This is a genomic window from Pseudomonas sp. MUP55, from assembly GCF_034043515.1.
Taxonomy (GTDB): Bacteria; Pseudomonadota; Gammaproteobacteria; order Pseudomonadales; family Pseudomonadaceae; genus Aquipseudomonas.
The window spans coordinates 4,789,772-4,803,410 of sequence record NZ_CP138214.1 but is presented as its reverse complement, the minus strand read 5'-3'; the positions used below and the strand labels follow the sequence as shown (position 1 = coordinate 4,803,410).

The 13,639-nt window shown below is 49.2% G+C and carries 10 protein-coding genes; 3 read left to right on the top strand and 7 right to left on the bottom strand.

Features of this window, described 5'->3' with window-relative positions:
* From trbJ to SC318_RS21605, 3 genes are all read right to left on the bottom strand, one after another.
* Positions 1-795 carry a P-type conjugative transfer protein TrbJ gene (trbJ, locus tag SC318_RS21615; RefSeq protein ID WP_320428394.1) on the bottom strand — a complete coding sequence of 265 codons (795 nt, stop codon included), beginning with the start codon at positions 793-795 and terminating at the stop codon, positions 1-3.
* Between the two features lie 268 nt (positions 796-1,063).
* Positions 1,064-1,288, bottom strand: coding sequence for a hypothetical protein (locus SC318_RS21610; protein WP_068967681.1), 225 nt, complete (start codon positions 1,286-1,288; stop codon positions 1,064-1,066).
* A gap of 2 nt (positions 1,289-1,290) precedes the next feature.
* Positions 1,291-1,500, bottom strand: coding sequence for a TraC family protein (locus SC318_RS21605; protein WP_124401818.1), 210 nt, complete (start codon positions 1,498-1,500; stop codon positions 1,291-1,293).
* 492 nt (positions 1,501-1,992) lie between these two features.
* Here SC318_RS21605 and SC318_RS21600 point away from each other — a divergent pair, with 492 nt between their 5' ends.
* Positions 1,993-2,364 (top strand): plasmid mobilization protein, encoded by a 372-nt coding sequence (locus SC318_RS21600; RefSeq protein WP_320428393.1) that lies wholly within the window; start codon positions 1,993-1,995, stop codon positions 2,362-2,364.
* Positions 2,365-2,835: 471 nt separating this feature from the next.
* The gene (locus SC318_RS21595) at positions 2,836-5,121 is read left to right on the top strand and encodes an nSTAND3 domain-containing NTPase (protein WP_320428392.1); all 2,286 of its coding nucleotides are present in this window, start codon (positions 2,836-2,838) and stop codon (positions 5,119-5,121) included.
* 76 nt (positions 5,122-5,197) lie between these two features.
* On the opposite strand, the gene SC318_RS21590 is transcribed toward SC318_RS21595, so the two are convergent.
* From SC318_RS21590 to SC318_RS21580, 3 genes are read right to left on the bottom strand one after another with little or no spacing between them, the layout of a single operon-like run.
* Positions 5,198-6,415 carry a phosphorylase family protein gene (locus tag SC318_RS21590; RefSeq protein WP_320428391.1) on the bottom strand — a complete coding sequence of 406 codons (1,218 nt, stop codon included), beginning with the start codon at positions 6,413-6,415 and terminating at the stop codon, positions 5,198-5,200.
* On the bottom strand, positions 6,405-6,881 hold the full coding sequence (locus tag SC318_RS21585) for a response regulator (RefSeq protein ID WP_320428390.1): 477 nt from the start codon (positions 6,879-6,881) through the stop codon (positions 6,405-6,407). The genes SC318_RS21590 and SC318_RS21585 overlap by 11 nt, the downstream gene beginning before the upstream one ends.
* A complete protein-coding gene (locus tag SC318_RS21580; protein ID WP_320428389.1) occupies positions 6,874-10,209 on the bottom strand; it encodes a hypothetical protein in 3,336 nt (1,111 codons plus the stop codon). The genes SC318_RS21585 and SC318_RS21580 overlap by 8 nt, the downstream gene beginning before the upstream one ends.
* Positions 10,210-10,357: 148 nt before the next feature.
* Between SC318_RS21580 and SC318_RS21575 the strand changes: the two genes are divergently transcribed.
* Positions 10,358-10,819, top strand: a complete 462-nt coding sequence (locus SC318_RS21575) for a hypothetical protein (protein ID WP_320428388.1) — start codon at positions 10,358-10,360, stop codon at positions 10,817-10,819.
* 628 nt (positions 10,820-11,447) lie between these two features.
* Here SC318_RS21575 and SC318_RS21570 read toward each other — a convergent pair.
* Positions 11,448-13,520, bottom strand: a complete 2,073-nt coding sequence (locus SC318_RS21570) for a TerD family protein (protein ID WP_320428387.1) — start codon at positions 13,518-13,520, stop codon at positions 11,448-11,450.
* Between the last annotated feature and the right edge of the window lie 119 nt (positions 13,521-13,639).

The window sequence follows — 13,639 nt, the reverse complement described above, 5'->3', positions numbered from 1 at the left end:
TTAGAAATCCTCCGAAGCTCCCCAGTTATTTTTCCTAGCCTCGAATTGTTGTTCCGCAGCTTCGCTAGCGGCCTTCCGGTCTCCTTGCTGGGCCATGTAGTTGCCCTGCATATTGATTTGGGTGGCCATCAGATCGCGCAGTTTTTGCAGTTGCTGCACGTTCTGGGAAGCAATTTCGTTGCCCGCCTGAATAGCTTGCATGCGGCCTACGGCTGACTGCGAACGGAACACCATGCGATTAAGCTGAGTGTCTTCAGACTCGAACGTGCTGGTATTGAGATTTGCCGCCTCAAGTGCTGTCTTTACGTTGTCGCTGCCTTGTTTAGACCACTTCTGATAACGATCCCGTGCCGGGAATTGTGCCGAGTTTGCTGCTTGATTCAGGTAGGACTCGAAGCCAGGAAAAGCCGTGTTGAACTGCGAATCCATATTCTGGATTTGGCGGCCCAAGACCTGCGAGCGGTTGTAGATGTTGACCACGCTTTTCAAGTCAGCCGCGATGCTGCCGAACATCGAATCGGGCAAGCCCGTGCCCTGCGTGACCATGTTTTGGTACTGCTGAATTTGCGTTTGCAGTTGCTCGGCGGTGTTCAGCGCCGTGTTGACCTGCTCGGCGTACTCGAACATCTGTTGATAGAACGTCGAGCAGTTAGAGCAGTAGATGGCGTAAGCCGGGGCAGGTGTCATATAGAGAACTACACCAAGGCTTGTGGTTGCCATTGCCACAGCTAGCGCCGCGCCTCGGCCGAATATCCGAGCGACATAAACTGACGTTTTTTGCGATTCTATTTCCATACCGAATACCTAATTTTGTAGTAGCTTGAGGTTTGATTATTCTCCGATATGGCGTTGTTTTGAATATGCGGATAATAGTCTATCCGCATAGATTGCAATAAGTTGCGTCCGGAAACTGTCCGTTAATCAACCCTTTTAATGATGGCAAATCTCTGGCTTGTCTAGGTTTTTTCTTTTGTAAGGAAGAAGAGTTGGCTGTCCGGTTTGATGCGTTTTGCGGACGAAAAAAGCCCACTGAAGTGAGCTTTTTATAAGTTGGTGCGCGGCGTCAGTGGGCTGCGTAATAAGGATTATGAGTGCGATAGAGGCAACGCTCAGTTTCAGGGATGTGCAGCGTCTCAAGGTGCCACTCTTCGAGTGAAGAAGCTAGCTCGGCCGCGATGCGCTGGGCCTCCGCAATGCGCTTACTAGATTGCCCACTGGCTCGGCCGAGGCAGGCTTGCAGTTCATTGAGTTGAGTGGCCAAAGCGCTGATGCGGTGAGCTGTCTTCATAATCAATTCCTCTTGCTTATCCTTTCCACGATTCTGTCGAATTCTTCCCGGATGTGATCGTCCGCGAGATCAAGATTAACTAATCCTGATTTTATTGCAATTCTTGCAATTCTTTCTGCTGCCTCATTGTCTAGTTTTGCAAGCCTTGCCTTAGCCATCTCTAGTTCAGAACAGGCGTCAGCTCGACGCTCAGAAAGGGTTTTTCTAGCCATTTTTCATGCTCCTTTTGGTGCCATTTCGGCCTTGATCTATTGTGGGTAGCGGAGATTCTAGCGACCGCTGGAGTTGTTAGCCATATCAGGATCGGCGTCGCTACGAGCTAAGCGTGGCCGCGGTAAGTTGGCCGGCGCTCATACTTTCTCCGCTCTGTTTGATTCATTCATTTAAATTTAGTCGATTAAGTTAACTCAAAGCAATTTTAGGCAATTCCTTACCTAAATTAATGCAACTCTAGGCAACTTAGTGAGAATTAACGCAACTCAAGGAAATTTAAGGCAACTGACTTTGCCGAAACGACTATTAGCAATAAATTTCTTTTAATTGCACCCAGGCAGACGGCAAGATGTGTGTTGTACGGGTGCGGGCAAGCCCGCACCCTCCCAACACCTACCCTTATTCGCCTGCGGCTCAACGTATCTTGCTCTGCGAGGCGTACAGCCGCTGCCGCGTCTAAGAACAAAAACACAGCAACGGCAGGAGCACCCATGACAGGTGGCACCAAAGAAAAAACAACGACTCGCCGACGCGGCAAGCCAATCGAGGTTTGGGTCACTGACGAGGAAAAGGCGGTGATCACGAATAAGGCCAAAGAAGCTGGCATGTCCCGATCTGGCTACCTTCGCGCCATAGGCATGAACACGCCCATTCGGTCGGTCGTTGACCTGATCGCCGTGGGTGATTTGGCCAAGGTGAGTGGCGACCTCGGGCGGGTTGCTGGTCTGTTAAAACTCTGGCTTGCAGAGAAGCGTGGAGAAGGCGCGAACGTCATTGAAGTGGAAAGTGTGATGATGGAGTTTCGGAGGTTGCAGGTGGCCGTAGGAATGAAGATGGGAGCGATTGTCAAAGCTCACAGGTAAGTCTTAGCTCTGAACCGCTTTTGGATTGTGCAATCCACAAAGACTGATAGCCGGTTGGCTGCCCCTCGGACTGTTTTGAGAACGATGCCGTCGCTCAATTGCTCAACGTATGCTATTGGTTGGCTTGCGCTCGCAGGTCACTAGGCGATAGGGGAGGACCAGATGAAAGATCGACCGCACAGTGAAGCAATGTCCGAGCAGCTTCGTGCTGACCCAGCATATGCGGCTGAACTACTTGCCGACGTGTTACGCGAAGGCAGCCCAGCAGAACTGGCTATTTTGTTACAACAGCTAACCCTCGCGTTTGGAGCGCACAAGTAGAACCAGCACGCCTAATGTCGGCGAATCGTTGCATCCAGTTTTCCCCCAGATCTGATTCTGTACTTGAGGATCTGCTCGCTTAGCCGCCGCATCGTGTGTGTGCTGACAGCAGTTGATAGGAGCGAAATTTTTAATGGACGATACTGCGGCATGAACTATGACTTTAGAAATCTCTCATCGGCGGACTTTGAGGACCTGGTCCGGGACCTCATCGGAAAAGAAGAAGGACTTCGCTTCGAGGCATTCTGTGCAGGGCCAGATGGCGGCATTGACGGTCGGCACGCGCAGTCCAGCGGTAACGTCATCCTTCAGGCGAAGCATTACGAAGGTTCGCCATTCAGCAAACTGACTGCCGCGATGAAGCGTGAGCGCTTGTCAATCGATAAGCTGGCTCCCACCCGATATATTCTTGCGACCTCTTGTAAGTTCACTCCGCTTGGCAAGGGCAAACTCGCCCCGCTCATAGGGCCAAGCCTGAAGTCTGAAGCGGATATTTTTGGTCCGGAGGACATTAACGGTCTTCTCCGGAAGTACCCAGACATCCTCAAGTCGCATATCAAACTGTGGCTCTCCGGGGCGGGTGTTTTGGAGCGTGTCGTACGTGCGGCGGCCCATACCTTCGCAGCGTTCACGCAGGAGGACATCGAACAAAAGGTTCGCGTTTATGCATCGAACCCCAGCTTCGACGAATCACTAGCTACGCTAGAAAAACATCGGCTTCTCATCATCTCCGGTCCGCCTGGTGTCGGCAAAACGACACTGGCCGAGATGCTTTGCTACACCTTCCTGAGCGAGCAGTGGGAGCTCGTTCCCATCCGCAGTCTGGAGGACGGCTTCGCTGCGATTACCGACAGCAAAAAGCAGGTATTCCTTTTCGACGACTTCTTAGGAAAGGTCGCCCTCGACCGACAAGCTCTAGCGCACAAGGATTCAGATTTAGCGCGGTTTATGAGCCGCGTACGACGCTCACCGAACGCCCGTTTTATTCTGACGACGAGGGGCTACATATTTGAGGAAGCCCGGAGAGTCTCCGAACATCTAGGCGACCAGCGTCTCGATGTGACGAAGTACGTGCTCGATGTTGGCATCTATACCCGCCGAATCAAGGCGCGGATTCTCTACAACCATCTCCTAGTACTAGAGACACCGCAGTCGCATATCCGGGCTCTATTGGAAAGCAATAAGCTCTCGGAAATTGTTGATCACAAGAACTATAACCCACGTGTTATTGAGGCGATGACGGATGCATTTCGCATCGGTGATATCGAATCCGCTTACTATCCCGCCGCCTTTATCGATGCTTTAAACAATCCCAGCCAGATTTGGGACACTGCTTTCCGGACGCACATTGATCATCGTTGCAGGCACCTTCTGATGGCGATGTTTTTCCTTACGGAGTATGGGGTTCCCCTTGCCATCCTTCGCTCATCTTTCGAGAGCCTACATACCGCTATGAGCACAGCCTACGGCCTGGAACATGGGCCTAAGGATTTCGAAGAAGCACTTCGCATTCTTGAAGGTAGCTTCATAAACATCGTCAACATCAGCGGGCCAACGGTCTCTTTTCTCAATCCCTCACTCAAGGACTATCTCTCAGCCTACCTATTGGACACGGACCTCCTCATTCGCATTGCTCCCGCAGCAGCCTCCATCGATTGGCTGTCGAGCCTGTGGGACTTCGTGCATCCGAACGGACTCAGCGAAACCGAGCAAGCGAAGATCGCCAGAGCCTCCGTTGGCATGTTGGAGATGATAGAAACCCGTCCGCACTGGAGACCCCGAGCTGGTGACGCCCGCTCTCTCGAATACAATGACGCCACGAACTCCAAGCGGCTCCGAATGCTGATGGATTGGTGGCTGCTCACTGACGAGCAGCGGTTTGCCGACAGTATCATCTCGATCGCCCGCAATCCCCAGCAAGGCTTCGATGCATGGTCGGACGGGGAAGCTCTGATCGCCTTCTTTTCTTTGCTGAGCGACAGGAGCTGTAGCCGGCCGTTCATTTACGAAGCCGAATTATTAGCGCTAATCGAAAATATCCTCAGGGAAACAATACGCTGGAGTTCAAGTGACATGCTCTCCACGCTTGTCGATGCGGTGGACGCAGCGAATGGGCTGCCCGCCAGCATCACCCTTGCCTTGCAGGCGGCTGTGCTCAAAGAATTTGAGGAGAACACCATCCGTATCAGCGAGGATGATAGCGAGTCCTCCCTATCAGATCGGATCGATGCCCTGAAAAAGTTTGCCCCCCGTTTTGGGGTGCCGGACGCTGTGTTGAGTAGCGCCATTTCAGCTATTGAGGATCGTATAGGCGAGATTCAAGACCAAAGCAGTCACGCTTCCTCTCCGAGTATCTCGTCATCGAACAGGCGTGATCGGGAAAAATTTGACGACACTGCCCTCCGAGACCTTTTCACCACTCTCCTTGATCGGTAGGTTAGTCGAAGCCATGAAGGTGGTCGAAAAGTATATTCTTTCTCACCACCATTACATGTGCAAGATGTTAGCTGATTTATTCCCGAAAGTAGTGGCGGATAAATTGCTCTACAGCGTTCGCAGAGATTGTCGCTGCGTATTGTTGATGCTGATCATCTTTTTTCTTGTCGCCATTATCGCAAACCGATTTCAATGAAATAAAGTCTGCACCTGTAAGAGTTGATGATACTGCGGCATAAACCCCATAAGTTTCCATGTCTAGGCCTGTAACATTACGATGTTGGATCGTACGTATCCGCTCTGATACTCGGACATCAGCGAGTACGGATGAGCCTGTAGCCATAGGTCCTAATACGAGCTTTGGAAGCTGCAATTTATGCTCTCTAGCATAGTCGGAAAAAGATTTCCAAAAGGGCTCGTCCCTCTTCAGCAGAAATAGTTTGTTTCTTAATTCATCATCGATGTTGATGTGGTGGGGGGAAGATTCAAATGCTTCTTCGCCATTCTTGTCTATATATTTACCGCTCTGCCAGTCCCAAGAAACTTCTGCCGCAACCACATCTCCTATCCCGGCTTTACTTGCAATTCCGGCGCAGATACCAGCCATAATCACAATCTTCGGATTAAGAATCAATGATGCTTTAGTAGTCAATGTTGAAGCTGCAACGGCCCCCATTCTCGCGCAAAAAGCTGCCCCGATTTTTATAGTACTCCCAGCAACGCTCAGGGATGCATAGCGTATTAGGTGTGTACGATCCAGCGGTTCAAAGGGGCCCCAATCTAATTTAAGATTTTCAATGGCGCTGTACTCGGGATGAGGAAGTGCAGTTATTATAAAAACGTCGCAGGTGTTACGCTGCTCGCGTTGCGTTTTGTCGTTAAGAATCCAAACGGCTATACGGTGTAATGCATTGAGGCAGTCTTCATCGTTTTCCGAATAGGGGAGGATGCCCCAAGGCCGACAGCTGAAAAAATCATAAGCTGCATCGGTCAGGTCCGTAGCAGCACTTATAGGTAAAGAATAAAGCGGTCTTTTTTCCGCTGGTATAATGTCGTCAATGCTGTTGAAAAAATCTATACAATTTCTTTCGTCCTTTTCACTACCTAATTCGCCAGGTACGACCACGTCGGCTATTAACAAGTCATAGCGTGGGCGATCTTCAATTAGCTCTAGTGCTTGGCTCGTGCAGATAGCAACGTCCAGACGCCCAAATAGACCTTTATCTTTGAGCAGGGCAAGGAGTTTCCCTTTTTTTGCCGGGTCGTCTTCTAGCAAAAGTATGTCAAGAGGCATTTTTTTTCTCTAAAATTGATCTAAGATTAGATTCGATGCGAAGCTCCCAGTCAGAGAATGCTGAATCAAAATATACGGTATCTAAAAAGGTGTTAGGGAAGTCCTTTTTCAGCTGTTTTGATAGCTCTGTTAGCCCCAAGCTTTTCGATCCCTCGCTGAATACTGGATACGATGTCACTACTAGAGTAGGAATCTCCATTTCATAGCGTTCAAGGGTTTCGAAGACCTCAATGCCTCCAAAAGGTCTAGGAGTACCACCACGTTCTCTCGATTCGATGTCATACGTAGGTAAAGACATATCAGCAATTATAAAATCGGGTACATATTCTTCCAGTGCATCTATCGCAGATCTAACCGAATATGCTTTGCGAAGTGTCACATATGGAATTACTCGCTCCACGACACCCTGTATGCTAGTAAGTTTTGATTCGCTATCCTCTACAATCAAAATCTTGAAATTAGGCATTATATTCTACCTCGATAATTTTCGAAGCTTCACGGGATGGAGGATCTTCGGCCCGAGATGGTGGACTACCTAAGTATAGAAGCTGAAACTCCAAGCGAAATAAATCTTTTCCCTCGAAGCCAAAAGATATGTTGGTGTCTTTGTACTGCATTACTATCGTCGCAAGCTTACTAATCCCAGAGTCTCGGTTTTGCTTAGCTCTTTCGCCGTAAGCGCGCTTTTTAATATCTTGCCTTAGTGAGTTTAGTTTAGTCTCTTTTTCTGGTGTGATTGTATTTTCGGCAATGTCATTAGTAATGGTAAAGTGAAGAAGTGAGGTTGCAGCATCAAGGTCGACTTTTATTGATACTTGATTTCTGGTTTTTACGCCTGAGTGCTCGTATATATTAACTAACGCCAGGTAGAGTGCGTCTTGTATAATAGAGAATCCATGAAGATCTAAAAATAGGTCCTCTGGTACGCTTGCTTCAATTTTTGGATTGAATTTCGTATGTTGACCACTGACAAAGGCTACTGCTACGTCCACTATGTATTTTAGTGTGTAACTTTCATCTAGTTCTATGTTGGGGACTCTGATCCAGCTTGCAATAACTGAGGCCCTGCGATGTAACTCCTCCGACTGGTGGACAATACTGGATAATAGTTCTACATCGTCAATGCCATTGCTTCGGAGCTCATTGGTTAGTTTTGAAAAGGCAGATTGAAGATTTTTTTTGATTTCATGATCGATGGCGGGACGGGCTATCTCGCATCTCCCGGTTATATCGTACCAAAACATTCCGATGCATTCTTTAAGGAACTGGTCGGCAGAGTTGCATGCTTGTGCAACAGCGCGGAGTAGCATTAAAAATGAGGTGGGAATAACTAAATCAAATACCCCGCGAGGCTTGTTTTTAGATTTTACATAAAAATACTCATCGCGCAGTACGCCAATTATCGAGTCGATCGATTCCGAAAAACGCGAAAAAGCTGCTTTCAGGATCTTTCTTCTTTTAGGATCAAGCTTTGCCGCTAACGCGTCCAGTCTAGCAGAAAGCTGATAGTCTGCTCCTGGTTTTGGTCTTTGGCATATTAATTCCACAGGCTCAAGTACACCGCGTAGTTCACTTGCAATTGTACCGTGCCTTATGCGCCTTCCAATTAATATATCTAATCCGGAAACTGGATCCCACAGGAATTTCTCTCTTATAGAGCCTACTAGTTCCCCTAAAAGATCATCCGCCTCGTTTTTTGGAACTTGAAAATTCTTAGCAGATGGCGAACGAAAACTTTTTATCACCTCTTGAAGGTCTTCGGATTCACCGACCCCGCTCTCAACTAATTTTTTATAGCGTTGAAAGTCTGCGGAGACTTCAGCGCTAAGCGCATTCATAATTGACTGCTCGTCTACATACACCTTGCTGTCATCAAGGACTTCTAATCCATCATCGACATGAAGACTATCTTCGATATGAATAGCTTCTTGGATGTATAGCTCTTCCATTGGCGGCTTCAGCTTTGCCAATGCTTTGAGTAGATCGCTCCTAGTCTGTCTTGACTTCTTAGAACTCGTCATGCCAGGTAATAGTTCAATTGTTACCAGATTGCAGGTGTTTGCACACAGATGAGCAATTAGTTCGATAGGGTGATCAGATTCCAGCAGGCGTTGTGGTAGATCAACGATTGATTTACAGCTATAAGCTTTCATCAGATCTTCAATTGCATATCTTTTGTAAGTTCTGTATGTGCGCTCGTCTACGATTTTTAACAAGTGATCGAGTGTAATCGCAACGTGTAGGAGTTCGCCACTCCTTCTAACGGTTGACCATTTATAGCCGTAATACATATCCACTATTGGGAGCGCGGCAATTATCTTGGCGTTATATATTCCCGACTTGGCGCAAATTTCAACGGCTGTAGCATGATCTCCACTAGTAAAGTAGCGGTTGCTTGCTATAACGCCGACACAATCCTGTGTAAGACGATTATGAATTCTTGAGATTTCAGGTTTGATATTTGTGTACAGTGCATCATAAATTTGTTGGAGTTCCGCTCCCAGTTTATCGTGATCCTGCATCAAGTACTTGGCTTCGTTCTGAAGTGCGAACGACATTGTGGAGGGAGGCGAGGATATAGGTGAGATACAGCTTTCAAATATTTTTGGCAGTGTCGGGAGCGACACCAAGTCTCCTACTTCGATACATTCAGATATCCAACTGAAATTCAGACAGAATTTTGCTAGTTCCTCGGCATGTAGATCACTGTTCTGCGATGATATTTGTGATGCTAGTCCGCGTGCAAATATCTCATCAAATAAAGAAAGAGGTTTTGCTGGCTCGGAACCAAAAGAAATTTGTATTGCGGATTTTGCGTAGCTAGCAGTTTTAGCGTTGTAGCTAATGGTTTCTGAGGTGCTGTCGCCTATAGGTAGAAGGTTAAGTCTGCTCAATATTGGACTTAGCACATCTATTGCTCTGCTGGCCCTGCTGCGTACTGCTACCGTATAATTGCTCTGATTGCACAGTATTTTTTTACATGCTTTGATAAGCGTAAATAAGAGATCAATAGGAGTGGTAAATTGCTCAGCGGCAAGAATTAGTCTCAAGTCTTGGTCGGATGATCCCAGATTTCCGTGCAGTCTATACTTGGAATACACTCTCATTGCTTCGCTCAGGTCTGCATCATCAACTCTTCTAGTTGTGTTGGATCGATAGCGAGCTGAGTTTTGAGCGGGTTCATTTCGCACACCAAAAAAATACAGATAAAATCTAGTCAAACCATACGCTGATACTGAGAGCTCCGCGCTTCGAGTTTTCATAGGCTCTAGGCCATCTGTCTTTTGGAGCAAAGCAAGGCTTGTCTCCAGCGACCAGTAAGACACTCCTTCCACGCTCTCAAAGTCTTTCAGGTAGGTAGCAGCAGTTCCCCAGTCTGAGTCCCGTATTGCAGATGAAATTTTACAGGCTACATCAGCGAATGCTTCTAATTTTCCCGAAAAACGTGCTGTTTTAGACAGCGCAGTGTCTATTTCTGAAGCAAGATCGAGGGAGTCGATCTCAGCAGGGAATATACCTATTGAACTAAGCTCGACTCCGAGAGACGATTGAACTGCTCCCGTGGCGCCCAATTGTAGAGCCAGCCATTCAAAAAACTCGTTGAGCAACGTTTGACTGAGTTTAGCTTTGGCCATTGATATTGCTTTGTTGATTTGCTTTTGACAATACTGAGCCTGTTTTCCTGCATCACGCGCTCGTTCTGGTGTGCTTGGTTCTTTGAGCTTTGCGAGAGCTCCTCGAACAAGATTTTGGACATCAACTAAGTTTATGTTTGTCGTTTTTCTCATTTTCATGCTGTGGTCCTTTTTGGCACAAAAGCGGATTTTCTTGTCATAATGCCAAAATGATATTACTATTGCAAACTGTTTTTGATTTGCTTCTGGGTATCAAGTGTTGTGTGCTTGTACTTTAGTTAAAGTAATTTTAATTGTCGAGGTGGATATGGATGATGTTATAAAGTTTGAGCGTTCGATGGAACACGCTTGGAAGTACTTCGAACTGCATGCGCAACAGCGAATGACAGTGTTCAATTTCTTTTTAGCGATCTCTGGTCTTGTTGCTGCCGGAATAGGGGTTGGCTTGCAGCAGGGCGGAAAATTTTCAGCTCTGGTTTCACTTTTAGGTTGTTTCTTAAGTTTAGTGGCATTTATATTCTGGAAGCTCGACCAACGAGTGTCTTTTATAATAAAGCATGCGGAAGCGACCTTGTGCTATTTGGAGGGTGTCGGGCTTTCCTCAGAGGTATCTATATTCACTAAGGAAAGAAACAACGCTGCTGGTCTTGGAGGCGAATCGGCGTGGACTTACGGAAAGTGCTTCAGGCTATCCTTTTTAGCGGTGGGTTTGATTGGTGTTGCCTTTGTAGTAACTCCTTACTTTGTTAGCTTTGCTTGTAAACCTTAAAATAGTAATTGATCTATTTATGTTCTTGTCCACAGGCTAAGCTTGTAGCGAGCTGGTGGAGCGACTTTCTTGCGCCTGTGCGGATGAAGCATTGAGTCGAATACCGTACGGGCTTCGTTTCAGTTGGTCGGTCGCGGGCGCGTAGTTAGGGCTTTCGCTGGATGGTCTCACCCGCATAGCTGTGAAGTCTTAGTTATGGCATTCTTCATGGTATTCCATGCAGTTATGACTTTTAGCTGCCTGTTATAGCGGCTTTTGCTGGTAGTTTATAATAGAGTGGGAATGATGGTCGTCCGGTACTGACCGCCACCGCTAGAAAAGTATCCTGAAGCCCGCGTAATTGCGGGCTTTTGGTTTTTTGGGGCTCCCTTTGCTCGCCGATGCTCGCGGTGGAGAAAACGCAACTGCCCAGCGCTGCTAGCGCCGACATCCCTGCGGTGCCGTACAACGCCAACACATGGGTCAAGGTGTGTGAAGTTTGCGCAACCTGTGAGCGCAAGACTATGGGCGTTCACAAAAAGACGTCGCCGCTAACCGATCGCGCAGCGAGTTCATGGGGAGTCGCCGACTTGGTAGCCTGCCGGGGCAGAGTCTCTTTTTCAATCAATACCAAAGGCTGGCGCAGGTATTAGAGAAACTGTGAGCGAATCAAATCCGTATCGAACGGTGTTATCCCTTGATCCGGCGCAAACACCGCCTGTGCCTGCTGCGGTGACTCGACTCGTTCTCCCCGTGCCCGAACGTGTAAATCGAACAGGGTTGCCAAATCCGGTTTTGGTGTATGTATCAAAGCTTGCAGCATCAACGATACCCCGCTGAGGTTGTTCTGGACGTTGTTCCATCGCACAGATGAAGTGAGCCCCAGGTCGGCCCAAATCATGCGTCGTTCCTGCAAATCCATCACGAACGGCAGACAAATCTTTGTATCGGATGCGATATCGATACGGTCGAGCACGGAGCGCGGCTCGAATACTTCACCCGATGCTGTATCGGAGCGTGCCATCCAGCCAGCGAAGCATTCTGGAAGGTCGCAGTACGGCTGCTCGGTGAACGAGTTGATAGACGTGACGACATAGCGGATACCCTTCCCGACGAGAACATCAATGTCGAGGTCGATGAACTCCGAAGCCCCGTTAGGCGCGTCGACGATGTCGCCGCTGTGACAGCCGCCGAAATCCCTGAGGTTGTAGTACGCGACCGCTTCGTTGAATACGAAGTTGGCGTCGAAAAAAGCGGCGGACAAGTCGATATCGGTACGCTCACTGCCATTCTTCCACCACAGAAACAGGCGAATGAAACGTGTGTCGGGCATAGGTAACCGACTGCCTCGTACAAGCGTCCGTAGCGACTTCGATGAGGACCGCTGCGCAAGCGGCACCCTGTATTCGCTTAATGCTGGATCGACGAAACAGCGGCCCAGAGGGGGTAGCGACGCAAAACGTGTGACGAGAGCGGCTTGGCAGATTCTGGCCGCACGAGCCAACACGTCGGGCGCGATTAGTTCGCGCCGATCCTTGATGCCATAGACCTTTGCGAATGCACCTTTCGGTGTGAAGGCTCGCAGGGGGAGAGGGCGCGGCGCACGTAAGTGGGTCAGCAACTGCAGCAGGACAGGTGAGGATACTTGTGTGGCGACCGCCTCGAACGCGTCGAGAACTGATTCTGGTTCCGTCGTGCGCCGCAGGGTAACGTCCAGCCTTCTTGCGAACTCACCAGGATGGCTTTGCAGGAGAGGCGTGAGCGTATCGATGTGACGCTGGGCAAGCAATGTTTCGACCTGTGATCCAAATGAGTCTGGCGCTTCGTTACGACGTGCTGCCGTAATGGCAACTAGCGCTCGTGGGTACTTATCCGCGTAGTCGCCGGGGTGCAGCACTTCAGCCAGGCGTTTCCATCGCTCAGCATGTCGCATCACGTCTTCTAGAGCGTTGGGTATGGGGTCAAGCAGACGCAATAGGAGACGGCGCATTGAGCGCTTCATCGGTTTGAAACGTGTCGAAGCTGTCGCCAGTGACACGTCTCCGCCATGCAGCGCGACCGCAAGTCGTAGCACGTCGGTCGCCGTTTCGACGTTTCGCTTTAGAAATGCGTCCACGCGCACATCGCCAGCTACATGCAGGATAAGTGCGCCGCCAACCTGTGCACGGATCTCCCGGAACGGGACGGCCTCAGGCAGCAGACGGAACACGTCGCTTTTGTAAGCTCGAATAAACCAGACGACATCGGCAGCGTCCGCTTCGGAGAGCGAGGTGCGCGATGAAACCAGCGGCTCGAGCAGTGACTCAAACTCAGCGACGCTTCCCGGTTCGATAACGCGGGATATCAAGCTGCCTTCAAGCATCGCAGGCCGAGTGTGTTCTGTCGTTGGCAGACGCCAGAGCGTGAGGTAATGCATGACGGCATTAAGGTACAGGTCTGCCTCTGAGGCGGTCAGAACCTGCTCTGGAAAGTCGGGGTAAAACGGCCTGTGGTGTACATGACCACCTGTTTCCCGCCGCAGCACGCCAACAATTTCGCGAAGCCAGTACTTGAGTTCTGTCGCTGACAACCTGCCGATTTGTTCAATCAGAGGCTCTGACAGTACGCATCGGAACGCCGCCACTTCCCGTACGGCCGACGCGACTTGAGCGCGCGTAGCACCGCCAGTGCCCATCGGGACAAGAATTTTGCTACGGCGACGTAGGAATAGATCCTGATTCATGCCTGATTTTCTCCTTGGTCGCCGTGATGGGTGAGCTGCAGCATCGTTCTACAGCTGATGTAAAAACGCCTGCAGGAAGCAGGCGCGGTGTGGAGAGCGAAACCCCTAATTCATAAGAG